Here is a 25,673-nt window from a genome sequence, read left to right on the forward strand (position 1 = left end):
TCTTTGTGGTTTATCGCCAATCTTCTTGTATGATTAACCATATAAATAGCGTAATATATTTATATTGTCAATTATTATTGTTTCATCAAGCAAGCAAAAGTACTCGCGGCCTCTCTTCTGCGGTCGGGAGAATCAGGAAAGGGGTCAGGCGGCCATCAGGGAATGGGCGCGCGCTTCGGCGCGTTTTGCGTTGCTGTCGTCGCCTAACCCTTGGAACGCCCGCGCGACATAGCGCCAGTTCAAAGGGCTGGTCGGTTTCATGGCGCTGCGCTCGTTCGCCAGCGCCAAGGCGAGATCGAACCGCCGGGCGCGGAGCGCAGCTTCCAACAGCGTCCAACCGATTACGTCGCGCTGTGCATAACTGCCACCGAGGCGATGGGTTTTGTAGCGCACCGGCAACAGGTGGTCGACGCAATCACCATAACGCTCGTCCTGGAAATCCTGCATGGCAAGGCAGAAGGGCATGCCAATCTCGCGGGTCATGGCGACGTTAGCGTCGTTTGCGGTTTCCACGTAGCGCTCGTTCGCACCCAGCAAGGCGGCCTGCGCCTCGCGGCGACCATCTGATACGAAGGTCATCATGGCGTGCACGTCGTTGAAAGCATAAAGGGTGTCCTGGGCGGCGGGCTCCCAGCGATCTGCGAGGGCCCGCCAGCGGTCTCCGGTCTCGACGCCGAGCAGCTTCAAGCGCCATAGCAGAGCAGAGGCATCGAGTTCCTCGTAGCGATCGCCCTCATGCGCCGCCGATTGCAGGTGATTGTCGTATATCTCAAGAACGCGAGGGTGGTCCTGGAGATCGAGGTGATAGAGCGACGTGTGCCACCAGAGATGATTGGAAAAATTGGACGTGCTCCAAAGATCGACGTGATCCTTCATGAACCGAATGCCGCCGGGCTGACGGCCGCGCATTTCCATGACGTGGGCGACGGCATGCACCGCGTAGGGATGGTCCGGCCGCATGGCGAGCGCCCGGCGGCCCATTTCCTCGGCTTCGAAGAAGTCGCGATTCTCCTCCAGCCCGAAGGAATAGAATCCCAGCACGAACTCGTAGCCGGGCATGCTTTCGTCCCAGAGGTTGAAGACCCGGGCGACGCTGTCACGCTGGCCGGTTACATCCCCCAACAGTACATGCGTCAAGTGCACAAGCTGCAGGGCCAGCAGATCGCGCGGGAAGTGTGTCAGAACTTCCTCCCAACACTGCGTGGCCCCGTAGAAATCGCCGCGCGCCCAAGCCTTCAAGGCAGCAAGGTAACCCAACTCGCGATCGTTCGCGCCGTCGGAAAGCCGCTCAGCCGCGCTGATGGCCGCCAACATCTCGTCATAGACACGGGTCTCCATGGCCTGGGTCAGCCAACTTGCCTTGAAAAGGTGCCCCATGATGAAGTCCGGATGGTCGGCCAGCACGGCATCAATTTCCGCGATCGCATCCCCACGGAAAGACAGCGCACACTCCAGCGCGCGCTCCAGACCTTCGATTGCCGACGGACTGCCGCAGGACAGTGGCACGCCACGGCAATCCCTGCCCGCAGCCAACACGGTTCGTCCAGTCCCAGCGGCATTCATGGTCTTCTCCCTCCCCTGTCGAATCCTTCCCATAGGCTGCCAGCCAAGCGATCCTATAGCAAGTTACCCTGCGCTACCGATAAGGCTCCAGTGGTGCCTGGAGAAACTGAAGAATTGGCCCTTCCCCTCGCCGCCCCTTTGAGTGAATTCTGGACCTCACAGAAAACCTGATGATGCGGACCGACCGAAATGGCCACAAACGAAACGCCCAGCACCCTGAGCCCCAGCATCCTGAAACCCAGCATCCTGAAACCCAGCGTCTGCCCGCTGGATTGTCCCGACACCTGCAGCCTTTCGGTGACCATTGCCGAAAACCGGGTGACCGCGGTGCGTGGATCAAACGCCAACCCCTATACCGACGGCGTCATCTGCAACAAAGTCACCCGCTCCTATCCTGAGTTCGTCCATGGTAAGGGGCGGCTGACGCAGCCTCTCAAACGGGTCGGGCCACGCGGTAGCGGGCGCTTTGAGCCCGTGTCTTGGGACGAGGCACTCGACCTCGTTCATACCGGCTTATCAAAAGCCATAGCGCAGCACGGCCCGCAGTCCGTCCTGCCGTTCAACTATGCCGGACCGCACGGCGAGTTGGCCGGCGGCTCCATGGACCGGCGGTTCTTCCATAAACTCGGGGCGACCCTCCTCGACCGAGGGCCTCTGTGTGGCGCGGTGCGTGGCACGGCCTATCTCAGCCTTTATGGCCCTTGCCCCGGCATGCCCCCGGAACAAGCGCGCGAAGCCGACCTCATCGTGGTTTGGGGCAACAACATCACAGTATCAAACCTGCATATGGCGAAGGTCATCAAGGAGGCGCGGGCTCAGGGCGCCAAGCTGGTGATCATCGACCCAAAGCGCACCCGCATCGCCGAGCAGGCAGACCTTTTCCTGCAAATAACACCCGGCAGCGATGTGGTGCTGGCTCAGGCCCTGGCGGCTGAACTGGAACGCCGTGGCGCACTGGACCAGGATTTCATCAGCCGCTGGGTAAGCGGCTTCGAACCCTACATGACTGAGGCGCGAAAGTATGACGCCGATAGCGTCGTCGAGCTCTGTGGACTTTCGAAAGAGCAGTTCCACAGCTTTGCCGAGCACTATGCCACCGCGCAGCGGGTCGCGGTGTCGCTTGGCAACGGCATAGAGCGTGGACACAGCGGTGGCTCATCCTTGCGCGCCGCCATGGCTCTGCAAGCGCTGACCGGTAATCACGGCCGCCGTGGCGCGGGCGTTATCGCCAAGCCCGGACTCGCCTCGCCAAAGACGACTGATCGACTGCAGCGACCGGATTTGGTGCCCCCGGGCACGCGAACCTTCAACATCGTCGATGTAACCGACAAGCTATTGGACCGCGACCTCGATCCGCCGGTCAGCGCTCTTTTCATTTACAACCATAACCCGGTCTGCACGCACCCGGACCAGAACCGCTTGAAGCGCGCCCTGATGCGCGACGACCTCTTCGTCGTCGGCGCCGATATCGTGATGACGGATAGCATGGCTTTTGCAGACGTGGTTTTGCCTGCGGCCAGCCATTTCGAGTATGCCGACGTCTACGGCGCTTACGGCCAAAACTATCTGCAGCGGGCCGAAGCGGTCATTCCGCCGGTTGGCCAATCGCTGCCGAACACAGAGATTTTCCGGCGGCTGGCCGCCCGTTTTGGCTTTGACGATCCTCTGTTCCAGGACAGCGACGACGCGTTAATGGATGCCGCCTTCGACGCGACAGACCCTCGTCTGGGCGGGTTCCGGCCGAGCCAGATTCCCCTTGATCGGGCGCTGGAGATGACGACGCCGGAGGGTGAAGAACTGATCCTTTGCAAGACCGTTCAACCTGCGACGAAATCCGGCAAGATCGAGCTTTTTTCGGAGGACCTGGAGCGGCGCTACGGTTACGGCATCCCTCGCTTCGAAGCGGTGCCGCGCGATCTGCCTTTCAACCTGATTTCACCGTCTTCCTCGAAGCGCACTAACGCCACCTTCGGTGGTTGTGACGCCTCGCGAGGGCGCGAGCGTATCGAGATCAATCCGGCGGATGCCACTACGAAAGGGGTTTCGGACGGTGATCTGGTCCGGCTGTGGAATGCGCGCGGAGAAACCTTGCTGGTTGCGCGGGTAACGGACGCCGTACGCCCGGGCGTACTCTACAGTCCAAAAGGAACCTGGATGGCGGCAGGGGCTTCGGGTCAGACGATCAACGCCCTGATTCCCAGCGACATCAGGACCGATATAGAAAGAGGCGCCTGTTTCAACGAGACCTTCGTGGACATTGCTCGCGCCTGACATGAGTGCGGAATTATAGATACCAGGCAAACTCGCGGGGAGACGGCTCCTCGAAAAAGGCTTCCAACTCCGCGCTCTTAACCTCGTGATAAATTTTCAGGTAATCCGCGCCCAGGTACCCTGGCAAGACCGTGGCCTGCGCGAGTGCCGCCAGAGCATCCCAGAACCTGAGCGGTAAGCTCGCGTCGACCTCGGAACCGGCATTGCCGCTGTGTTTCTCACCCGGATCAAGCTTGGCCATCAGGCCATGGTGGATGCCGGCCAGCACAGCGGCGGTGACGAGATAGGGATTGGCCTCCGCCCCGGCAATCCGGTGCTCCAGACGGCGGCTTGCGCCGTCGGACGCCGGCAGGCGAAAGGCGACTGAGCGGTTGTTCTCGCCCCAATCCCTGGTCACGGGCGTGAACTCATCTGGCTTGAACCGGCGGTAGACATTGATGTTGGGTGCGAAGATAGCCATGGCCTCGTGCATCGTCGCCTGCAGACCGGCTACAGCCTGCCCGAGCCGCGTTTCGCCATCGGATCGCTCCGGGTCAAAGACGTTGTGTCCCGCCTCGTCCAACAGGCTGACATGCAAGTGCAGGCCGCTGCCCGACTGACCTGGGAAGGGCTTTGACAAGAAGGTTGCATCATAACCGAGCTCGCGGACAGTCCCCTGCACCGCGCGCCGCAGCAGGGCGGCGTGATCGGCGGCCAGCAACGGGTCGCTCTGGTGTTCCAGATTAATTTCGAATTGCCCGGCGCCATACTCGCTAATCATCGTGGTAACGGGCAGATTCTGAGTCAGGCAGGACTGTTCGATAGCCTCCAGGATCGGCTGAAACTCGTCCAGTTTGGCCAATGATAAGACTTTGCCCTGCGCTTCGGGCGCACCGGTCAAGGGCGAATGAGCGGGTAAAGGCGCGCCATTCTCGCCCCGGTCCAGATCAATCAGATAAAACTCCAGTTCCAAGGCCACGACCGGCGTCAATCCTAACTCCGAATAGCGCTCCGCGACGCCCTGCAAAACCCGGCGCGGATCGTACCAGAAGGGTTCTCCATCCCTGGCGCGAGTCAACTCACACAGGACCTGCGCGTAACTGCCGCCGGTCCAGGGCACAATCTGAATTCCACCGGGTAACGGTCGGGCGATTCCATCCGGGTCGCCGTCGGAAAAGCCATGGCCCATGGGATCGGCGGTGTTGCCCAGCACGTCGACCAACTGCATGGCGGCGCAGATTGGTGTACCCGAACGGTAAAGGCGCTCCATTTGCGCACGCGGCAAGCGCTTGCCGATAGCCTGTCCGCACAGATCAATCACGAAGGCGTCCAGATGCGTGACCTCAGGATGGCGTGTGAGAAACTCCTTAAGCTCTTCGACGGTCGCATACATGGCGCTTCCTTCCCCGTTGCTGCGTCGGCAGCTTAGCCAGGGAGCAACCGGACAGGCAACAATGCTGGGAATACCGGTAGAACCCAGCCGGCATTCTCGTCTAGCATCCGACAACATGCGGAAGCCATCGGCCGGGGCTCATTTCATGAAACTCGTCAGTTACAACATTCAGTACGGATTTGGTGAGGACGGGCGCTATGAGCTTGCACGCGCCGCAAAGGTTGTCGCTGGCGCGGACATTATCGCGCTTCAGGAGGTCGAGCGTTTTTGGGAACGAACGAACGAGGACGATCAACCTGCGATTCTTTCCAGCCTACTCCCGGATTTTTATTGGGTTTACGGCCCGGCCTTCGACATGGATGCCAGTAAGCGCGGCAAGGACGGTCAAATCGTCAACCGCAGGCGGCAGTTCGGAACGATGCTGCTGTCACGTTATCCGATCGCTTGGTCGCGGCTGCATCTGCTGCCGATGCGCAAGATGCTTCATCCTCTGAACACCCAGAACCCGGCTTTGGAGGGCTTGGTTCAAACGCCAGGCGGCCCATTGCGCATCCTCTCCCTTCATCTGGCTCATGTCGGCTCCGAGGAACGCATGGAGCAACTTGAGTTTCTTCTGGCCCGGCACCGGCGCGTAGGCCTTGAAGGCGGGCCTTGGAGCGGTAGGGATGACGAAACGCACCGCAACTGGACCAATTGCGAACCGGAGCCCGATTGCCCGACGGCGGCAATCTGGATGGGCGACTTCAACAGCGAGCCTGGAAGCCCGGAGTATGAGCGAGTGACGGGCAACAACCCCTATCATCCTGGCGCGTCCTACGTGGGCGGTTTCGTCGATTCAGCGGTGGCAACGGGACAAAATCCCTCGACGTTCACCAGCCATGAAGGCAAGGATGCCGAAGGACGGCTGCGGAAAAGACGGCTCGACTACTGTTTCGTCAGCGCCGAGCTCGTCGGCAATGTCAGAAGTATGTGGATCGATGAGGCAGAAACCGCTTCCGACCACAAGCCAGTCTGGACGGAGATCGACCTGACATGACTGCGGTCCAAATTCAGTTGTATGCAGGAAACAGTGGTGGAGCCAGCATTGATTCTTTATGGGCCGATGCCGCTAAGAATTCCCTGAGAAGGGGAAAACTCCGGAACGGCAACGACCCGGCTGTTAACTAGTGCCGGCTTGAAATCTCGGCGGTTAGCCGTCAATCGGCAAAAGTGTGTATAATCTCACTGGGAGGAACCCCCTAATGGAGGGCGATATGTCTACCACACGATTGAAGACTCGTGATGGTGACGCCGTGCCAACGGAGGCCATCGACGAGTTAAAGTCCCTTGTTCGTGGAGATCTGATTGTTCCCGGTAGCGAGCAGTATGAAACTGCCCGTCGAATTTGGAACGCTTTGATCGATAAACACCCCGGCGCCATTTTACGTTGCCATGGAACAGCAGATGTTTCGGCGGCCATCAAGTTCGCAAGCAAGCATGACATTTTAGTATCCGTGCGAGGCGGCGGCCATAATGTTGGCGGCCGCGCCGTCTGTGACGACGGTCTGGTGATCGACCTGTCCAGAATGCGTGCGATCTATGTGGACCCGACCAGCAGAACTGTCCGGGCCCAGGGAGGCGCGCTTCTCGGGGACGTAGATAGAGAGACGCATGTTCACGGCCTGGCTGTACCACTTGGCGTCGTTTCCATGACGGGGATTGGCGGCCTTACGACCGGGGGCGGGTTTGGATGGCTTGCCAGAAAGTACGGCCCAACTTGCGACAACGTCATCGAGGCGGAAGTTGTCACCGCCGATGGCTCTATCAAGACCGCAAGCGCAGGACAGAACCCAGATCTTTACTGGGGTATTTGTGGCGGCAGCGGAAACTTCGGGATCGTTACATCGTTCCTCTACAGGGCTTATCCGCTTTCCACCGTACTTGGTGGAATGATCGCCTATCCCCGCGCAGCGGCGCCCAAGATCCTGCGAGGCTATAGAGATATTATCCGCGATGCGCCCGATGAGCTTACAGTTTACGCCGCCCTTCTCTGGGGACCCGACGGAACGCCATTAACCGCACTGGTGCCTTGTTGGATCGGAGACGATAAGGAAGTTGGAAGGCAAGCGATAAAGGCGCTAACCGAGATCGACGAACCGCTAGTCGTTGACCTTCATGAAATGCCGTTCACCGCGATGCAGTCGATGTTGGACGCCGCCTACGGCCCCGGAAGCCGGAACTACTGGAAGTCTGCCTACCTCAGCGACCTGACCGACGATGCCATCGATACGATTGTGGAACAGTCCAAGGGCATGACGGTACCCGGCTCAGGTATCCTGATAGAGCACTGCACCGGCGCGACAAAATCAAAGGCGATGGGAGAGAACGCCTTCGCGCAAAGAGGCCAAGACTACTTGATCGCCCTTTTACCTCTATGGACTCGCCCTGCAGATGATAAGGCCCAGATTGCGTGGGCCAAAGCGGCTCATGATGCACTCGCGCCATTCGCGGCGGGCGGCACATATCTGAATTACATCGGTGCCGATGAGGACACGACGGTGATCGCGGCATTTGGTGAGAATCTGGGTAGGCTGAGGGAAATCAAAAGGACCTATGATCCGACCAACTTCTTCAGAGCGAACGCCAACATCGCGCCCTAAGAAGTGCGGGAACATGCATCTCCCGAAATTCCGCACGCCCAATCACTGTCGTCCGTGGCGAGATAAGGCAGGGAGGGAAGGTGGTGGGCCCGGCAGGATTCGAACCTGCGACAACACCGTTATGAGCGGCGCGTTCTGACCACTGAACTACGGGCCCTTCCCCAGGGATTGAACTGCGCCTTCTTGGCGCAGGCAGGCGGCAGCGTCAAGTGCGCGTGATCAGCGGAAAGCTCATACGCGCCTGCCCGTAGGACAGGACACCGGCCTGTAAGTCAAAGCTCATAAGGTCTTCGCCCACAATGACAGGCCCTGAAAAATCCGCTTTCACCTGATCGAGAACAGCATCCCGGTCGCAAGACGGCGGCACGAAATGGGTCAAGACCAGACACCCGACACCAGCCTCGCCGGCGATCTTGCCGACGTCGCTGGAAAGCGTGTGGTAGGAGGCAACGTTGGATACGGTCCGTTCGGTTCGCAGACCTGGGATGACCGGCAACTCGTAATGAATAAATACCTCGTGCAGCAGGAGGTCGACACCCCGTGCCGCATCAATAAGTGTCTGACAGCGCCTGGTATCCCCCGATATTGCCAACCGGCGTCCGCCGCCGGCAAAGATGAAGCCGAAGGCGTGGCGCACAGGCTTGTGGTCGACCTCGACGACCTCGACCGAAAGTCCACCGAACTGGTGAACCTCGCCGGGTGAAAGTTCAATAACCTCCACCTCCAAGCCTTCGGTGGAGTCTCTTTCTTCGTGAGCGATACGCAAGGTCCGTTCCGGCTCCCACAGCTTCATCAGACCATCGACGTAGCGCTTGGTCCCCGGCGGGCCAAAGATCCGTTGCGGCCACTCCCGCCCCTGGTGCCAGGAGGAAATGATGAGTTGGTAAAGATCGACGATATGGTCGCTGTGAAGATGAGTCAGAAAGAGAGCATCCACATCCCGGCCCGAGCTGCCGGCGGCGATGAGACGCTGAGTGACGCCCGATCCGCAGTCAACCAGGATCGTCTGCCCGGCATGGTGAACCAAGGCGGCAGGGCCATAGCGCTCCAGGTGGGCGGAAGGACAGCCAGTACCAAGCAGGGTCAGTTCCATCGGGTCCGTTTCCGCCCTACGCCAACCGATCAGGTGTCAAGGAAGCTACGCAGTTTCCGACTACGGCTGGGATGCTTCAGCTTGCGCAAGGCCTTGGCCTCGATCTGTCGGATACGTTCGCGTGTCACCGAGAACTGCTGGCCGACTTCCTCCAGGGTGTGGTCGGTGTTCATGCCGATACCAAAGCGCATGCGCAAGACCCGCTCTTCACGCGGGGTGAGCGTCGCAAGCACCCTGGTCGTGGTGTTGCGCAAATTGGATTGGATCGCGGCATCCAAGGGAATGACAGCGTTCTTGTCTTCGATGAAATCGCCCAAATGTGAATCTTCCTCGTCGCCGATCGGCGTTTCCAGGGAGATCGGCTCCTTGGCGATCTTCATCACCTTGCGCACCTTCTCCAGCGGCATGACAAGGCGCTCGGCCAATTCCTCGGGCGTCGGCTCGCGGCCAATTTCGTGCAACATCTGACGGCTTGTACGAACCAGCTTGTTGATCGTCTCGATCATATGAACCGGGATACGGATCGTGCGTGCCTGATCGGCGATGGAGCGGGTTATCGCCTGCCTGATCCACCAAGTCGCATAGGTGGAGAACTTGTAACCACGGCGATACTCGAATTTATCGACCGCCTTCATGAGGCCGATGTTGCCTTCCTGAATAAGGTCCAGGAACTGCAGCCCTCGGTTCGTGTATTTCTTGGCGATAGAGATAACCAGGCGCAGGTTGGCCTCGACCATCTCGGTCTTGGCCTTGCTGGCCTCCTTTTCCCCGGTTCGCACCGTGTTGACGATCCGGCGGAACTCAGAAATCGGCAGACCGCTTTCGGCGGCGACGATAGCGATCTCATGGCGAATGGACGTGATTTTGTCAGGGTTGTTGGTGGCGAAGTCCTTCCAGCCCTTCCCTTTCAGGGTGGCGACTTCCTCTAGCCAATTAGGATCGAGTTCCTTGCCATAGTAGTGCTTGAGGAAGTCTGCACGATCGACCTTTGACTTCTCGGCATGGCGCAACAGCTCGCCTTCGAGATTCATCAGACGCTTGTTGATGCCATATAGCTGCTCGAGTAACTGGTCGATACGTGCGTTGTTCAGATGGACCTGGTCCATTAACTCAACCAGCTCGTCCTTGAGCTTCTCGTACCGCTTTTCGGTTGCCGGCGGCACCTTCTCGCCCTGGGACAAGAGGTCCAGCCGTTTTTCCTGAACCTTGGAGATCTTCTTGTAGGTCGCGGAAATCTGATCGAAATTCTCGACAACCTGCGGCAGCAGTGCCGCTTCCATGGCGGCAAGAGAGAGGTTGCTTTCCTCTTCCTCTTCTTCGTCGTCGCCTTCGCTTGTTTCGGCGCCCTCTTCCTTATCGTCGGAATCGGAATCGTCGTCGTCGCTCTTGGTTCGCACGCCATTGAGCTTGCCGTTGCCGGACGAGGCGCTTTCGTCCTCGCCGTCAGTCTCCTCGGCGCTCAGGGACGAGTCATCGGCATCCTCGGCATCGTCCGACTCATTGTCGTTTGCATTCGCTTCCGGGTCGTTTGCATTCGCTTCCGGCGCATCCGGACCGGCGCCATAGGTTGCGTCCAGGTCGATAATGTCACGCAGCAGGATGTCGCCGTTCTGAAGAGCTTCACGCCAATATAGCAGGGCTTCGATCGTCAGAGGGCTTTCGCAGATTCCGCCGATCATCTTCTCGCGACCGGCTTCGATACGCTTGGCAATCGCGATTTCGCCTTCGCGGGACAGGAGCTCCACCGAGCCCATCTCGCGCAGGTACATGCGCACAGGATCGTCGGTCCGGCCGATATCCTCGTCGTCTACGTTCCCACCGGCGCGGCTGCTGCTCGCTTCCTCCTCGTTGTCGGAGGATTCGCTGTCTTCGTTGTCTTCGCTCTCGATAACGGTCACGCCCATTTCAGATAACAGGGACATAACGTCCTCGATCTGCTCGGAAGAAACCTGGTCCGGAGGCAGAACCTGATTGAGCTCGTCGTAGGTGATGAAGCCGCGCTCCTTCGCGCGCGCCACCATTTTCTTGACCGCGGCGGCAGTGACATCGCCCAGTGGGCCATCAGCACCTTCCTCACGGTTCTCGGTTGCGTCTTTCTCGTTTGCCTGCTTTGCCATGCTGAATTAACCCGACTTTCCCAATTCGTACATTTGTACGAGAGCCATGAGCGCTCCGCTGTTGCCTGCCGCCCGATTACCTCTATACGCCATCACCCGACCGCGAGGCGCTCAACTGCGCAAGATTCTCTTCCGTTGGTTCTTCCGCCCACCGCCTCTCGGCTTCATCGCGTTCGCGCTGCAAACGTTCGCTCTGAACATGAGCAAATACGTCCTGCCAACCGCTTCCAGCCTGATCCAAGGCGGCCTCCGGCCGGGCAAAACTGCCATGCACATAAACGTCTCGGCTCAATAATCGTTCCAAAAGACCGGAATAACCCGCTTCGCAGAGGTGGCATTGAAGCGCCTCTCTGTCAAGTCCTGGGTGGCTTGCTTGGCTGTCCAAAAGGGCTGCGCGCAGACGGATCAGATCAGGACTGCCCAGCGGCGCCTCGGCCAACTGTTCGGCGCGGTCTTCGATCAAGGCCGGATGATTGATCAAGGTGGCGAGCAGCAGTTCCTCGCTGCGCCGCCGAAGTAACTCGGGTGGTTGGCGCAACAAGGTCGCTGCCTGCGCGCCCGATCCAAGCATCGACGCTGCATGCCGCCCTCTCCTGCGCTTGTCGCCCGGGCCAAGCCCGTGGCCGTAGCTCCGGCCGAAACCGCCCTGGCGACGATCCCGCGCCGTCGATTGCGTTTGCGGATTGAACAAGTGTTCCAACCGTTTGCGAAACTCCTGCGCATAGGCTTCACGCACATCGTTATCCGAAATACTGGACGAAAGATGCCGCAAGGCTTCGCGAAGAGCGGCGCGTTCTTCAGGTGTGGTCAGGGCTCGTCCGTCCAACGCCTGGCGCCACAAGAGTTCGTCCAAGGGGATGGCCTTATCCAGAATGCTTGCCAAGGCAGCGGGACCCTGGGTCCGCACCAAACTGTCCGGGTCTTCGCCGGAGGGAAGAAATGCAAAACGCAAAGAACGTCCGGGCCGCAGCAACGGTAGGGCGCGCTCAGCGGCCCGACTGGCTGCCCGCAGTCCAGCGGCATCCCCATCCAAACAGAGTAACGGTGTGTCGGCCAGACGCCAGAGTTCGCGTATTTGATCTTCCGTCACGGCCGTTCCCAGCGGCGCTACAGCGGCCGGAAATCCGTTCTCGGCCAGGGCGATGACATCCATGTAACCCTCGACCACGACCAGACGCGCCGCTTCTACACCGCTGCGCGCGCTCAAGGCCTGTCGGGCGCCCGCGAGGTTATAAAGAATCCTGCCCTTATGAAACAGGTCACCGTCGGGAGAGTTGAGATACTTTGCAGGCGAATCCCCCAGTGCACGTCCACCAAAGGCTATGATGCGACCACGGCGGTCGGTGATGGGAATCATCACACGGTCAAAGAAATAGTCGCGCAGACTGCCATCATCGGCACGCTTTAGCAGTCCGGCTGCAACCAACTTGTCGTCATGAATGCCTTTGGCGTTTAGCGCCTTACGCAGCGATCCGCGCTGGTTCGGCGCATAGCCAATGCGGAAGCGCCTCAATACCGGACCGACGAGTCCCCTGCCGTCCAGGTAATCGCGCGCCGATTTTCCGGCGGCGCCTCCCAACTGCTCCTCAAACCACAGACAGGCCGTTTCCACAACGTCATGCAGGCTTGCGACCCGTTCGGCACGTTGCCGTTCTTCCGGCGATTCTCGAGGCACTTCAAGACCTGCCTCCGCCGCTAGCCTTTCAATGGCTTCGGGGAACGAAAGCCCCTCGGTATCCTGCGCAAACTTGATGACATCACCATGCGCACCGCAGCCAAAGCAATGGTAGAACCCCTTGTCGTCACTAACCGTGAAGGACGGTGATTTTTCATTGTGGAACGGGCAAAGACCGCTGTGCTCCCGGCCGCGCTTGACCAGGCGCACGCGGCGGCCGACGACGTCGGACAGCGGCAGGCGCTGGCGCAACTCATCGAGGAAGGCAACAGGAAAAGCCATCAGTTCATTCCGAGTCCAAGAGAGCCCCCCACGGAGGGGAGGTGCGTCCAGGGCTGATGCCCTAAAGGACTGTCCAAGGGGAACGCATTGTAACAAAAAGCACGGCAGAACCCACCCGCCGCGGACGGCGTCTTCGGTTTCGTTATCAGAAAGTTCGGGATGGTTCTGTGGTTAACCTGTGGATGGAACGCGTCCGGCGCGATTATCCTGTGCGCAGGCTTCAATTGCCAAGACCTCAGGCAAGCCGTTCCTTTACCAATCGACTGGCCAGCGAAAAATCCATGCGCCCGGGATAGCGTTCCTTCAGCAACGCCATGACGCGCCCCATGTCCTTGATGCTTGCCGCTTCCAGTTCTGCGATCGTTTCGTCGATCACGGTTTGCGATTCAGCCTCGGAAAGTCCTTGGGGCAGGAAACGACGAATGACCTCTATCTCGGCGCGTTCCTTTTCCACCAGATCCGGACGGCCGCCCTTGTCGAATGCTGCGATGGACTCTTCACGCTGCTTGATCATCTTCTGCAGCATTTCCAGAATCTCGGCCTCTTCGATGCCTTCCATCTGCCCCTTGCTTCGCGCGGCGATGTCCCGGTCCTTGAGCGCCGCGAGGATAAGACGCAGCGTCGAGGTGGCCGTTTGCTCTTTTTGTTTAAGCGCCTGCTTAAGCGCCTCGCTCAAATCGCTTCGCAACATGGGCGAACTCCTGAGTTCTTTTTGCTCAAAAACAACCGGTCTTCGAAGGCGGCGGAGACTAACGCAAAGGCCGAAAGAAGGCAAATTCTTGAATGAATTTTTAACTTATTGATTTTGCTATATTTTTTTCCCGGAACTTACCTTGACCTAGCGGCTCCCATCTTCTATCAAAGCGGCTTAGCAGCAAGTTTTGATTGCGTGACTGGCCAGGATGCGCAGTCGCGAGCCGGGCGTCGCGGGAAAATCGCAAGATGGACCCTTGGGACATCCGGCGCTTTTGTGCGCGTAATGGCTGGAAACCAATCCCAGGTGAGACGAGGAAGCAATGCCCGTGACCATAGAAACCCCACCCAAATCGTCCACCTCGGGAAAGGTGCCAGAAGGCTGTACAGCAGTTCTGGTTCTGGCCGACGGCAACGTATTCTGGGGGCAAGGAATAGGCGCCCAGGGTGACACTGTAGGCGAGGTCTGCTTCAACACCTCGATGACAGGTTACCAGGAAATCCTGACTGATCCTTCCTACGCCGGGCAGATCATCACCTTCACCTTTCCGCACATCGGCAACGTCGGGGCCAATCTGGAAGATCTCGAAACAACGACACCCTCTGCACGCGGTTTAATTCTGCGCGCCGATATCACCGACCCGTCCAACTGGCGCTCCGTTCAGCATCTCGACGCCTGGCTCAAGAGCAACGGCCTAACCGGCATCGCCGGTCTGGATACGCGCGCCATGACCCGCCACATCCGCGATTCCGGCGCGCCGCACGGCTGTATCGCCCATAATCTGGAAGGCCAGTTCGATATCGAAGCCCTCCGCGCCAAGGCCAAGGCCTTTGCCGGGTTGGAAGGTATGGATTTGGCCAAGGACGTGACCTGCCGCCAGACCTACCATTGGGACGAGACGCCCTGGACGCTGGAAGCAGGCTATGGCAAAGCGGAAGCGCCGCGACACAAGGTCGTGGCCGTCGACTATGGCGCCAAGCGCAACATTTTGCGCAATCTGGCGGGTTTGGATTGCGCGGTGACCGTGGTGCCCGCCGAGGCAACCCTGGAGGATATCCTGGTACATCAACCCGATGGGATTTTCCTGTCGAACGGCCCCGGCGACCCGGCGGCAACCGGTGCTTATGCCGTCCCCGTCGTCCGAGGTTTGGTGGAGAAAGGGCTACCGATCTTCGGTATTTGCCTGGGCCACCAGATACTGGCATTGGCCTTGGGCGCAAAAACGGAGAAAATGCATCTGGGGCATCGCGGCGCCAATCATCCGGTCAAAGACCTGGAGACGGGCCGCGTCGAGATCACCAGCCAGAACCACGGTTTCGTCGTCCTTGACGAGAGCTTGCCCGAAGGCGTGGAGCCTAGCCACGTCAGCCTGTTCGACGGGTCAAATGAGGGACTGCGCGTTATCGGCAAGCCGATCTTCTCGGTGCAGTATCACCCGGAAGCCAGCCCCGGACCGCATGACAGCCACTATCTCTTCAAGCGCTTTATCGCCAACATCGAGAAAGCGAAGGCCTAGCTCCCGCCTAACCCTGAGGCGCCCCTAGATAAGCCGCGATGATTTCCGCCATGCGCGATGCGGAAAGTATCGGCGGAAGAAGGGTCAGAAACTCACCCTTCGATCCCATCAGGTAGAGATAGGAGTCGTGTGCAAAAACGGTTTGTTCGGTCAGGATACTGGGCGGCAACTTTTTTGTGTTCACGTGGTAGGCTTTCCGGACGGACGCCAAGGATTCCGCCGTGCCGGTCAAGGCCGTCAAACGCGGGTCCAGCTCTGCAGCAAAGGCCGCAAGGACCTCCGGCGTATCATGGTCGGGATCGACGGTGATCATCACAGGTTGAAGGGCCGCCCCGCGCGCGCCAAGGTGATCCAACGCCTCCAGCATGACCTGCAGTCCGACCGGACAGAAATCCTCGCAGTTGCTGTACCCAAAGAAGACCAGGAAAGGCCGCCCAAGGAAATCCGCTTCCGTCACCGTCCTGCCGTTCTGATCGATGAGCGAAAAGGGTCCGCCGACGGTAAAAGGCAGATCATCCCCGCCGATTGCCACGGGTTGGGTGTCTCCCGGTGTTACGGAAGGCGTCAACGGATTGTGCTTGTGCTTTTCATGCGCCAACAGCGGTTGGCTGGACAAACCCAGTCCCAGAGCCACTAGCCAGCCCAGGAAAGCCGCCCGCATCATTCTTTCAGGAAAGCCTCGTCGGCTTCCTTGCCAACACCCAGGAAGCCGTCCTTACCAAGGGCCTCCAGTATGCGTTTATCGTTATCGAACCACCGGTTGCTCTCCGGCCCATCGGCCTTATACCCGTTGGCCTCGGCCCACCCCGCCTTGCTCCACTGTCCGATGCTGCGCTTGGTAGAACGCCATTCGCCGCCCTTGGGGCGCACGAACTGAACCACCATGAACGTCGTCCCAGAGTGGCCGGTCATCAGGCCGTCGACCGTAACCTCCTGGCCACAGAATTCGGCGAGTTCATGAGTGGTGCCGGTAAAGTTGAGGCTATTCTTGCCGGTCAGCACCAACGCGCCATCCGCCTTGAGAATTCCGATTTGACGGTGACCCCCGCCACAATCCGATGAGGGCTCACCCGTCAAGGTCGCCAGCACGTCCACGACCGTGCCGTCGAAGCGCACGACCTCTTCGTTCGTCAGCCCCCACTCGTTGGCTGCCATCGATGGGCCGGAAAATCCGTAGACCGCCGTTATTGTCAAAGCTGCTATCAACGTTTTCATGGTCACTACTCCGCCGGCAGGGCAAAGGGAGGCACAACGCCAAAATCCTCATGCGTCATGTTCACGATGCCCGCGTCGCTGGATAGATTGCGGATGATGAGATAATTGATTCCGTCCCGTCGGTAGACCTCGCCATCGACGGTGACCTTATGGCTCATCTTAGGAAAGAGCGACGGCGGCGGCGCTGCGGAGGAATCCCCTTCCACCTGCAAGATCATATAAACCGTGCCGTCTTCCGATAGCAGCCCAACAGGGATGCCGCCGGCGGCGCACCAGAGAGCGCACTTGTGATGCGCGGTGCCGACAACAGCTTCCGGTCCGCCCATCACGCCCGACAAGTAACAGAAGGAATCGATCAATTCACCGGTGAGTGTGACCGCCTCAGGCTTGGCGGCTTTAGCTTGCCCGGCAGGCATTGTGATGATTGTCCCAAAGCTGGCGCTCATGAACAGTCCCAGCGCCATAGCGGATTGGAGGATTTGACGGGAAACAGACATTTTCCGGACCTTTCCTGTTCCGGGCCGTGTCGGCACGACCTTGACCGCGGCCTTTTTTAAGTCGCCTTTGCACGTCCCTCACCGTCCATCATTGCTTAATCGAGAATAGAATCCGAAACACCTTGCTTGACAGTTTCGTGAGGCAATCGGGACGGCAAAGGACAGAATCGCCCCTGGCAGGCCAGAATATCCTTTTCATGGCGGCGATGGCATGGCAGAAGTCCGACTTTAGCAATAGGCCCTTTGGTTTTTCCCTGCGCGTTCGGCCGCGAATGGCCAGAATGCGCCTATTTAGAGCGCGTGCATGCCCAAACGGACAGACATCAAATCGATCATGATCATCGGCGCCGGCCCCATCGTTATCGGGCAGGCTTGTGAGTTCGATTACTCAGGCGTCCAGGCCTGCAAAGCGCTGCGCGAAGAGGGCTACCGGGTCATTCTCGTGAACTCCAATCCGGCGACAATCATGACCGATCCCGGGCTGGCCGATGCGACTTACATCGAACCAATCACACCTGAGGTCGTTACCAAGATTTTGGAAAAAGAGCGCCCGGATGCGCTTTTGCCGACCATGGGCGGACAGACCGCGCTCAACACCGGTTTGACGCTCGCCAACGAGGGCGTGCTTGAGCGCTTGGGTGTGGAGCTCATCGGCGCCAGGGCCGACGTCATCGAGAAAGCCGAGGACCGCCAATTGTTCCGCGAGGCCATGGACAAGATCGGCCTGAAGTCGCCGACCTCGCGATTGGTCAAAACCTACAACGAAGCGATTGCGGCGCTGGAAATCGTCGGTTTGCCCGCCATTATCCGGCCATCCTTTACATTGGGCGGCACCGGCGGCGGCATCGCCTACAACGCCGAGGAGTTCCAGGAGATCGTGACCGGCGGCCTCCGCGCCTCGCCGGTTCATCAGGTGTTGATCGAACAGTCCGTTCTGGGCTGGAAGGAATATGAAATGGAAGTCGTGCGCGACGGCGCCGACAACTGCATCATCATCTGCTCCATCGAGAACGTAGACCCGATGGGCATCCACACCGGAGACAGCGTCACGGTCGCACCGGCCCTGACCCTGACCGACAAGGAATATCAAATTATGCGCGACGCCTCGATCGCCTGTTTGCGCGAGATCGGCGTCGATACCGGCGGGTCGAACGTGCAGTTCGCGGTCAACCCCGACAGCGGCGAACTGGTGGTGATCGAGATGAACCCGCGGGTGTCGCGCTCCTCTGCCTTGGCCTCCAAGGCAACCGGTTTTCCCATTGCCAAGGTTGCCGCCAAGCTGGCTGTCGGCTACCGCCTCGACGAACTTGATAACGACATCACCAAGGTGACGCCCGCGTCGTTCGAGCCGACCATCGACTATGTCGTCACCAAAATGCCGCGCTTTACTTTCGAGAAATTTAAGGGCGCCCAGCCCTATCTGACCACGGCCATGAAGTCGGTTGGCGAGGCGATGTCGATCGGCCGTAGTTTCCAGGAATCCCTGCAAAAGGCTTTGCGGTCGATGGAAACCGGCCTCAACGGATTGAACGAAGTCGAGATTCCGGGCGCGCTGGACGCCAAAGGCGTCGTCGACAAGGATGCGATCCGGACCGAGTTGGCAAAACCCAAGCCAGATCGGATTTTGACCATAGCCCAGGCGTTGCGTCACGGCATGACGGTGGCGGAAATCCAGAACGCCACGAAGTACGACCCCTGGTTCCTGGAGCAGATTGCCGGGCTCGTCAGCGCCGAGGAACGGCTTCGCAAACAAGGCCTTCCGGAAAGTCGGTTGGCTTGGCTCAAGGTCAAGAAGATGGGCTTCTCCGACGCGCGCCTTGGCGAGTTGACCGGCCACGATGAAGACGCGGTATCGAAGATTCGCCGCGCGGCGGGCGCTCTACCTGTCTACAAGCGGATTGATACCTGCGCGGGCGAATTCCCCTCCCCCACGCCCTACATGTATGCCTGCTACGAAGGCGACGCCAGCGGCCAAAGCGAGTGCGAAGCCGACCCCAGCGATCGGCAGAAGGTTATGATCCTGGGTGGCGGGCCCAATCGGATCGGGCAGGGCATCGAATTCGACTACTGCTGTGTTCACGCCGCCTACGCACTTAAGGAGGCCGGGATTGAGACCATCATGGTCAACTGCAATCCCGAAACCGTGTCGACCGACTACGATACTTCCGACCGGCTGTACTTCGAGCCGCTGACCGCTGAAGACGTGATCGAGATCGCCCGCAAAGAGCAGAGCAAGGGTCAGTTGCTGGGCGTTATCGTTCAGTTCGGCGGCCAAACGCCACTGAAGCTTGCAGAAGCGCTGCAGCGTGCCGATGTGCCGATCCTAGGGACGCCTCCGGACGCCATTGATCTGGCTGAAGACCGGGAGCGCTTTCAGGCTCTGCTGAACAAGCTCAACCTCAAGCAACCCGCCAACGGCATTGCCCGCTCGAAAGACGAGGCAAAGCGCGCCGCCGAAAGTATCGGCTATCCGGTTTTGCTGCGTCCCTCCTACGTCCTGGGGGGTCGCGCTATGGAGATCGTGTACAGCGAAGCCGAACTGGAACGCTACATCGACACCGCCGTGAAGGTATCCGGACGCAACCCGGTGCTTGTCGACAACTACCTGCGTGACGCTACCGAAGTCGACGTAGACGTCCTTTGCGATGGCGCTCAGGTTCATGTCGCCGGAATTATGGAGCATATTGAAGAAGCCGGAATTCACTCTGGCGATTCCGCCTGCAGCCTGCCTCCGCACAGCCTGTCTGCCGCAATCATCGAAGAGATCGAGCGCCAATCGAAGCAACTGGCTCTGGCGCTGGGTGTCGTCGGGTTGATGAATGTGCAGTTCGCTATTGTCGGTGAGGATATCTACATCCTGGAGGTTAATCCGCGCGCCAGCCGCACGGTCCCCTTCGTCGCCAAGGCCACCGGTCTTCCTGTCGCGAAGATTGCCGCCCGCATCATGGCAGGGGCAAAGCTATCGTCCTTCCAGCTTGACCGCGCCCGCTCGCAGCATGTCGCCGTGAAGGAAGCCGTATTCCCCTTCGCCCGCTTCCCGGGTGTCGATGTGATCCTGGGTCCTGAGATGAAGTCGACCGGTGAAGTCATGGGCATCGACAAGGACTTCGCCCATGCTTTCGCCAAGTCGCAATTGGGTGCGGGCGTAAAGCTGCCGACCGAAGGATCGGTCTTCCTGTCGGTCAAGGATGCGGACAAGGCAAAAATGGCGGTCGTTGCGCGAGAGTTGGTTGATATGGGCTTCGAGGTAGTCTGCACGGTGGGAACCGCCGATTATATGCGGGCCCAGGGGCTTGAGGTTTCCCTCATCAACAAAGTTCGCGAAGGCCGGCCCCATGTGGTTGATTCCATGAAGAACGGCAGCATCGCGCTGGTCTTTAATACAACCGAAGGCGCCAAGGCCATCCAGGATTCCTTTGAAATCCGCCAAACGGCCTTAAACGCCGGTATACCGTACTACACGACCGTCGCCGGAAGCCTCGCTGCGACCAAGGCAATCCGCGCTTTGAAAACCGGACAGCTTGAAGTTGCGCCGCTGCAGGCTTATTTTAGCGGTTCGTTCTAAGTTTCGCTCCGCTGAGCTGTCGTTCGGCGGGGTGTTTTTCTTTTACTCTCGTTCGGGTAATCGGGGGGGTCCCGATGACCCGCGAAGGCAGACTCTGGGGATAGCAATTAATGACCGCCAAACTGCCCATGACCGCCAGTGGCTATGAACAGCTCCAGGAAGAGCTGAGGCACCTGCGTTCGGTCGAGCGTCCCGCTGTAATCAAGGCAATCGCCGCCGCGCGCGAGCATGGCGATCTTTCCGAGAACGCCGAGTATCATGCAGCGCGGGAACGCCAAAGCTTTATCGAGGGCCGCGTTGCCGAGTTGGAAGACAAGGTTTCGCGCGCCGAGGTTATCGACGTCTCGAAGCTGTCCGGGGACACCGTTAAATTCGGCGCGACCGTCACTCTGGTCGACGAAGACACAGACGAGGAGATGACCTATCAGCTCGTGGGCGAGGACGAAGCCGACGTAAAGCAAGGGCGCATCGGCATCACATCGCCGATCGCGCGCGCGATCATCGGCAAGTCCGTCGGGGATTCGGTCGAGGTCGATACCCCGCGCGGCGCCAAACAGTATGAAATTCTGGGCGTCACCTGGGTCTGAACAAGCCCTTTAGCCCGCAACAATGGAAAAGGGCCGCATAAGCGGCCCTTTTTGTTTTCGGCGTGCAGATGCTTAAATTCTTTCGATCAATCCTCGTCCGGCGTTGAGGGCACTGGCACACCCGGCTTGTCCTTGGAAGTCTTGATGACTTGGATGGTCCGCACCGTGGCCACATTCGGCGCGGAAGTCAGTTTTTCAGTTAGCTCGTTCTCGTGCGCCGTATTACGAGCCACGAGCTTCAAAACGAAATCATCCGCTCCGCGCGCCATATGACACTCACGCACCTCGGGCCAATTGGCGATTTGTGCCTGGAAGGCGGACAGCACCGCCTCGCTCTGTCCATTGAGGCCGACAAGGGCAAAAAACACCACCTCGTAGCCAAGAGCCTCCGAATCCAGATCCGCGTGATAGCCCTTGATAAACCCGCCTTCCTCAAGCGCACGCACCCGACGCAAGCAAGGCGGCGCGGAGATACCCGCGCGCTTTGCAAGGTCCACATTGGTCATGCGTCCATCAGCTTGAAGGTCCTTCAGGATGCGCAGATCAATGCCGTCGAGCTTCACTCGCCGCATGTATTAAGACTCCAAGTAAATTCTTTCCTGCGCAATAATATTTCACGATCGTTGTGAACTTCAAGGGCCAACTTTGACCGGCCAGGAGATTTTTGGCATTGCGCCGCAATAATTACCGGGGTTTCTTTCGGGCATGAACAAGGAATTCACTGAGCGCACGCGCTGCTGGGTGCTGAGCGACGGTCGTCCCGGAATGGAAACTCAATGCCTTGGCTTGGCTGAGCGGCTCGGTATGGCACCGACGATCAAACGCATCGACCTCCGCGCGCCCTGGCGCTGGTTGCCGCCGATCCTACAGCCACTGCCTTTCGCAAGCCTCAGCCCAACGGGCGATAATCTTGAACCGCCCTGGCCTGAGGTACTGATCGCCACCGGCCGCAAAACCGCTGCCCTGGCAGCGGCCATTCGCAAAACGTCGGGCGGCGGCTGCTACACCGTGCAGATTCAAAACCCAACACTGCCAACGGATCGTTTCGATGCTGTAATCCTGCCGGATCACGACGGCCAGGGAGCAAGAGACGGAGTTATCACAACCACGGGGGCCCTCGGTCGCGTGACGCCGACAGCGTTGACACAGGCCGCAGCGCAGGCAGCACCCTACCTGCAAAACCTCCCACACCCCCGCGTTGCCGTCCTGATCGGCGGTCCCAACGGCGTCTACACTATGCCCACTGCCGTTATCGAGGAACACCTCACCGCCGCAATCGACGCAAGCAAGGCCCTGCACGGCAGCCTCATGATTTCCGCGTCCAATCGTACGCCGGATGTCATCAAGGCGCGGCTTCGCCATGCGGGCGAACAACTGGGTTGTCCGGTATGGGGCGATGCCGGTGACGGCGAGAATCCCTACCTGAGCTACCTGGCGCTGGCGGATTACCTGTTGGTCACAGCTGACAGCGTGAACATGCTCTGCGAGGCGGCGGCCACCGGAAAGCCCCTGATGGTGCTCAATTTACCTGGCGGATCGCGCAAGTTTACGCGGTTTCACAAAAACCTCCGGGACAGGGGAATTACGCGCGTCTTTTCTGGACGGCTAGAGAACTGGCACTATGAACCCTTGCAAGAAGCGCAGCGTGTTGCCGCGATTCTGGCAACCCGGATCGCGGATCATTTAGGCCGTCGCGCCGACTCCTGATGGTTGCCCAGCGAAGGGTGGCGGTTGCGGGATCATGGGCAAGTGGATAATGATCCTCCAGAAGCAGGCGGCGCCCGATTTGGAACTATGAGGCAGGGGGAATGGGCGTAATGACAAAGAAGGCGGCGAAATGCCTCTCTCGCGACAACAAGAAACTCCAATGCTGAACCTCGACGCTCTGGAAGGTGCGCCGTTGGTCGCCCAGCCGTTCGACCACTGCATCGTGTCTGGCTTCCTGGCGCCCGCTGACGTCCAGGCGGTGCTTCAGGATTTTCCCGCGGTTGCCAAGGGCGGCAGCTTTCCGCTCTCCAGCCTGCCGTGCGGACCGGCGCTTACGCGCCTGGCAGAGCAGCTGCAAGGGTCTCAGGTTGCCATCGCCCTCGGCCGTAAGTTCGGGCTCGATTTGTCCAAGCATCCGACCTTGATGACACTGCGCGCCCGGAGCCGAGCCAAAGACGGCCGCATCCATCGGGACTCCGACGATAAGCTGCTAACCGCCCTTCTCTACCTGAACGACGACTGGTCCGATGACAATGGCCGCTTGCGCCTTTTGAAGGGACCGGCGGACATCGAAGACTATGCCGTCGAAGTAGAGCCGCAAGCCGGCACCCTATTGGTCTTTCGCTGCACGGCCAGGTCATGGCACGGGCATAAGCCATACGAGGGCGTTCGACAGGTCCTGCAAATCAACTGGGTGACCGACGCAGCGGTCGTCAGACGCGAGCAGTGGCGCCATGGGTTTTCTGCGAGGATAAAGACTTTGTTCTCCAAGGTTCGGCCAACATGAAGCACCAACTGCGGGTACACCTGATGCCATACCGGCCCGGGATAGAGTTTCGGAACGTGAGCAGGGGAATGATATGGCGCTGAATTTGGAGACTTTCAGTAGCCGAAAGGGGGGTAACACTTTCTATAAGGCGATCAGCCATCCTCTCGTAGCACGTGATGCCGAAGCTTTCCTGGAGCGCTTGAGCAATCGCAAAGTCGCGCTCTACGACCCTCTTGATCTGCTATCCACGTTCCATCAGATCCATGACCTTTCCGGCTTGAAGATCTCGGGGCTTTACGTGCAAGACCTTGGCGACGTCGGCAAGACCTTGTGCGGTCAAACCACGCGACCGGTGACGGAGTTGCCGCGATGCGACGCCGACTGTGTTTTGCTGATCGCCTACGATGCGGACAGGCTCAAGGAACACATCCGCCATCTGCTTCCCGAGACCGCCGAACTGGTTAGTCTGGATGACGGTTTACGGTTGCCGGACGGCTTCCTGACGGACCGGAACAGCTATCTGGCTCCACTTAATTTTGCCACCAACTTCGCCTTTTTCCGGGATGATGGCGGGCTACACACACGCCTGACGACGACGAATTATTGGTCCGGTTACGGCGCCGAGGCGCCGCAGATATGGTGCTGCCTTTTCGACCAGCAGGGGCGCGTCCTGGCTCAGTGGAACGAGGAGCCGGCCGACTCCTATGCAGCCATCGCAATCGAAAGCGAGACGGTGCGTGAACGCTTCGGGCTGGCAGGCTTCACCGGGCAGTTGTTTTTGCACGTGATCGGCTCGGCCGGACACGATGTGGTCAAGTATGCGCTGGAAACCTATGGCGATTTGGATAACGTCCTGTCGGCAACCCACGATGCCAATGCTTGGCCGGCCGATCGATACGCTGGCCTGCCCGCACCGGCGGCGGGCGAGGAGGTGCTGCTCTGGGTTCAGAACAGCCATCCCTGCCCCATCCCCGCCGGGGCCATCGGACTCAGCCGTATGGGTGATGAGCGTATCGTTACGCTGGATGAACAGGTTCCCGCCTTCGCCACGCTGCCGCTCGATACCAAACGGCTACTGCCTGAGGTCCGATGGCCGGCACAGATAGAGATTCACGCGGGCAAGCACATGGTTCGCCCCCGCTACGAGGTTTTGTGGCGGGTCGAGGCAGACGGGCCCAAAGCGCCCTTCCGGCGCCGGATCGCGCATCCGAACGTCGAAAGGTCGGATTTGACCCTCGACCCGGCCATTCGCAAGGCCATGCCTGCGCTTGGCAAGGGGTATTTGCTCCCGGCGCCGATCCTCCCGATCAAACGTTATCGCAGCTTGGCGCTTGCGACACCTATGTCCAGTGCGCAAACAAGCCTGCCGTTGGCCGTTGCCCTCTACGACCCGCAGGGAAAGGAACTGCTCCGTCAGCCTCTGGGCCTACTACCGCGTGACCATGCGTTGGAGCTCGACATGGATGCACTCCTGCCAGATGGATTAGCCGGGGAAGAGCATCCGGAGTCCGGCGGCTGGGGCCATATGGAACTCTTCTACGACTTTAGCGACGGTGGCGAAGCAGACGGGTGGCTGCATGCCCTGTTCCGCTATCACGACCGCCAATCGGGCCATGCGGCGGACACCTCCTTTGGGGCGCATATCTTCAACAGCGTGATAACGTTCAAAGGCGAGCCGCAATCCTATGCGGGACATCCGCCGGGCCTGTCGACGCGGCTGTATCTGCCCGTGGCTCCCCTGCCCTGGCGGACTTTTTGCCATTTGATCTACCCCGCTTCGACCCCCTGGCACCCACACAGCCAAACCACATTGACGCTGCACGATGGCACCGGCAGACCGGTTGCAAGCGAGAACCTAGAGATTGCCTGTAGCGGCTCTCGACTTTGGGACCCCGCCACGTTGTACGGTTCCGAGACCTTGGAATCTGCGGGGCCAAACGCCTATGTGATCATCCGCGACTCCAGCTGCCGCCTTTTTGGGTATCACGGCGTCGAGCGAGGCAGCGACGCCTTCAGCCTGGACCACATGTTTGGCTTCTAGGGCGGCGGCAACGACGCCAGCGCGCACTAGGCCGGCAAAGCGCGTTCCCCGGGGTTGCAGCAGGCGCATC

The 25,673-nt window shown here is 59.5% G+C and carries 19 protein-coding genes and 1 tRNA gene; 9 read left to right on the forward strand and 11 right to left on the reverse strand.

What is annotated here, in order from left to right; all coding sequences use genetic code 11:
• Positions 1 to 144 precede the first annotated feature (144 nt).
• Positions 145 to 1,563 (reverse strand): tetratricopeptide repeat protein, encoded by a 1,419-nt coding sequence (locus tag FHR98_RS15490; RefSeq protein ID WP_183417651.1) that lies wholly within the window; start codon positions 1,561 to 1,563, stop codon positions 145 to 147.
• A gap of 189 nt (positions 1,564 to 1,752) precedes the next feature.
• Between FHR98_RS15490 and FHR98_RS15495 the strand changes: the two genes are divergently transcribed.
• Positions 1,753 to 3,834, forward strand: a complete 2,082-nt coding sequence (locus FHR98_RS15495) for a molybdopterin-containing oxidoreductase family protein (RefSeq protein ID WP_183417652.1) — start codon at positions 1,753 to 1,755, stop codon at positions 3,832 to 3,834.
• Positions 3,835 to 3,847: 13 nt separating this feature from the next.
• Here FHR98_RS15495 and FHR98_RS15500 read toward each other — a convergent pair whose 3' ends face one another.
• Positions 3,848 to 5,206 (reverse strand): glutamine synthetase family protein, encoded by a 1,359-nt coding sequence (locus tag FHR98_RS15500; RefSeq protein WP_183417653.1) that lies wholly within the window; start codon positions 5,204 to 5,206, stop codon positions 3,848 to 3,850.
• Positions 5,207 to 5,351: 145 nt separating this feature from the next.
• Between FHR98_RS15500 and FHR98_RS15505 the strand changes: the two genes are divergently transcribed.
• Complete coding sequence (locus tag FHR98_RS15505) at positions 5,352 to 6,242, forward strand: endonuclease/exonuclease/phosphatase family protein (RefSeq protein ID WP_183417654.1); 891 nt, start codon at positions 5,352 to 5,354, stop codon at positions 6,240 to 6,242.
• Positions 6,243 to 6,459: 217 nt separating this feature from the next.
• Positions 6,460 to 7,845, forward strand: coding sequence for an FAD-binding oxidoreductase (locus FHR98_RS15510; RefSeq protein WP_183417655.1), 1,386 nt, complete (start codon positions 6,460 to 6,462; stop codon positions 7,843 to 7,845).
• Positions 7,846 to 7,926: 81 nt separating this feature from the next.
• Here the strand turns inward: FHR98_RS15510 and FHR98_RS15515 are convergent.
• From FHR98_RS15515 to FHR98_RS15535, 5 genes are all read right to left on the reverse strand, one after another.
• A tRNA-Ile gene (locus FHR98_RS15515) sits at positions 7,927 to 8,002 on the reverse strand.
• A 48-nt stretch (positions 8,003 to 8,050) separates the two neighbouring features.
• On the reverse strand, positions 8,051 to 8,938 hold the full coding sequence (locus tag FHR98_RS15520; protein WP_183417656.1) for an MBL fold metallo-hydrolase: 888 nt from the start codon (positions 8,936 to 8,938) through the stop codon (positions 8,051 to 8,053).
• A 29-nt stretch (positions 8,939 to 8,967) separates the two neighbouring features.
• The gene (gene rpoD / locus FHR98_RS15525) at positions 8,968 to 11,055 is read right to left on the reverse strand and encodes an RNA polymerase sigma factor RpoD (protein ID WP_183417657.1); all 2,088 of its coding nucleotides are present in this window, start codon (positions 11,053 to 11,055) and stop codon (positions 8,968 to 8,970) included.
• Positions 11,056 to 11,137: 82 nt separating this feature from the next.
• A complete protein-coding gene (gene dnaG, locus FHR98_RS15530) occupies positions 11,138 to 13,012 on the reverse strand; it encodes a DNA primase (RefSeq protein ID WP_183417658.1) in 1,875 nt (624 codons plus the stop codon).
• 235 nt (positions 13,013 to 13,247) lie between these two features.
• Positions 13,248 to 13,703 carry a GatB/YqeY domain-containing protein gene (locus tag FHR98_RS15535; RefSeq protein ID WP_183417659.1) on the reverse strand — a complete coding sequence of 152 codons (456 nt, stop codon included), beginning with the start codon at positions 13,701 to 13,703 and terminating at the stop codon, positions 13,248 to 13,250.
• 325 nt (positions 13,704 to 14,028) lie between these two features.
• On the opposite strand from FHR98_RS15535, the gene carA reads away from it, so the two are divergent.
• Positions 14,029 to 15,222, forward strand: a complete 1,194-nt coding sequence (carA, locus tag FHR98_RS15540; protein ID WP_183417660.1) for a glutamine-hydrolyzing carbamoyl-phosphate synthase small subunit — start codon at positions 14,029 to 14,031, stop codon at positions 15,220 to 15,222.
• 7 nt (positions 15,223 to 15,229) lie between these two features.
• On the opposite strand, the gene FHR98_RS15545 is transcribed toward carA, so the two are convergent.
• The 3 genes from FHR98_RS15545 to FHR98_RS15555 are packed head-to-tail and all read right to left on the reverse strand — an operon-like array spanning position 15,230 to position 16,934.
• Positions 15,230 to 15,886, reverse strand: coding sequence for an SCO family protein (locus FHR98_RS15545; RefSeq protein ID WP_183417661.1), 657 nt, complete (start codon positions 15,884 to 15,886; stop codon positions 15,230 to 15,232).
• Positions 15,883 to 16,437 (reverse strand): hypothetical protein, encoded by a 555-nt coding sequence (locus FHR98_RS15550; protein WP_183417662.1) that lies wholly within the window; start codon positions 16,435 to 16,437, stop codon positions 15,883 to 15,885. The genes FHR98_RS15545 and FHR98_RS15550 overlap by 4 nt, the downstream gene beginning before the upstream one ends.
• Positions 16,438 to 16,442: 5 nt before the next feature.
• A complete protein-coding gene (locus FHR98_RS15555; RefSeq protein ID WP_221205933.1) occupies positions 16,443 to 16,934 on the reverse strand; it encodes a hypothetical protein in 492 nt (163 codons plus the stop codon).
• Positions 16,935 to 17,238: 304 nt separating this feature from the next.
• Between FHR98_RS15555 and carB the strand changes: the two genes are divergently transcribed.
• Together carB and greA are read left to right on the forward strand one after the other, a co-directional pair.
• Positions 17,239 to 20,499 carry a carbamoyl-phosphate synthase large subunit gene (carB, locus tag FHR98_RS15560; RefSeq protein ID WP_183417663.1) on the forward strand — a complete coding sequence of 1,087 codons (3,261 nt, stop codon included), beginning with the start codon at positions 17,239 to 17,241 and terminating at the stop codon, positions 20,497 to 20,499.
• Positions 20,500 to 20,609: 110 nt separating this feature from the next.
• A complete protein-coding gene (greA, locus tag FHR98_RS15565) occupies positions 20,610 to 21,086 on the forward strand; it encodes a transcription elongation factor GreA (protein WP_221205934.1) in 477 nt (158 codons plus the stop codon).
• A gap of 86 nt (positions 21,087 to 21,172) precedes the next feature.
• On the opposite strand, the gene FHR98_RS15570 is transcribed toward greA, so the two are convergent.
• On the reverse strand, positions 21,173 to 21,658 hold the full coding sequence (locus FHR98_RS15570) for an Lrp/AsnC family transcriptional regulator (protein WP_183417664.1): 486 nt from the start codon (positions 21,656 to 21,658) through the stop codon (positions 21,173 to 21,175).
• 133 nt (positions 21,659 to 21,791) lie between these two features.
• On the opposite strand from FHR98_RS15570, the gene FHR98_RS15575 reads away from it, so the two are divergent.
• From FHR98_RS15575 to FHR98_RS15585, 3 genes are all read left to right on the forward strand, one after another.
• Entirely contained in the window at positions 21,792 to 22,793 is a 1,002-nt protein-coding gene (locus FHR98_RS15575; RefSeq protein WP_183417665.1) for a mitochondrial fission ELM1 family protein, read from the forward strand.
• Positions 22,794 to 22,953: 160 nt separating this feature from the next.
• Entirely contained in the window at positions 22,954 to 23,580 is a 627-nt protein-coding gene (locus tag FHR98_RS15580) for a 2OG-Fe(II) oxygenase (RefSeq protein ID WP_183417666.1), read from the forward strand.
• Between the two features lie 73 nt (positions 23,581 to 23,653).
• A complete protein-coding gene (locus tag FHR98_RS15585) occupies positions 23,654 to 25,603 on the forward strand; it encodes a hypothetical protein (protein WP_183417667.1) in 1,950 nt (649 codons plus the stop codon).
• The last annotated feature ends 70 nt before the right edge of the window (positions 25,604 to 25,673 follow it).

Source organism: Limibacillus halophilus (assembly GCF_014191775.1).
In the GTDB taxonomy this organism is placed as follows: Bacteria; Pseudomonadota; Alphaproteobacteria; order Kiloniellales; family CECT-8803; genus Limibacillus; species Limibacillus halophilus.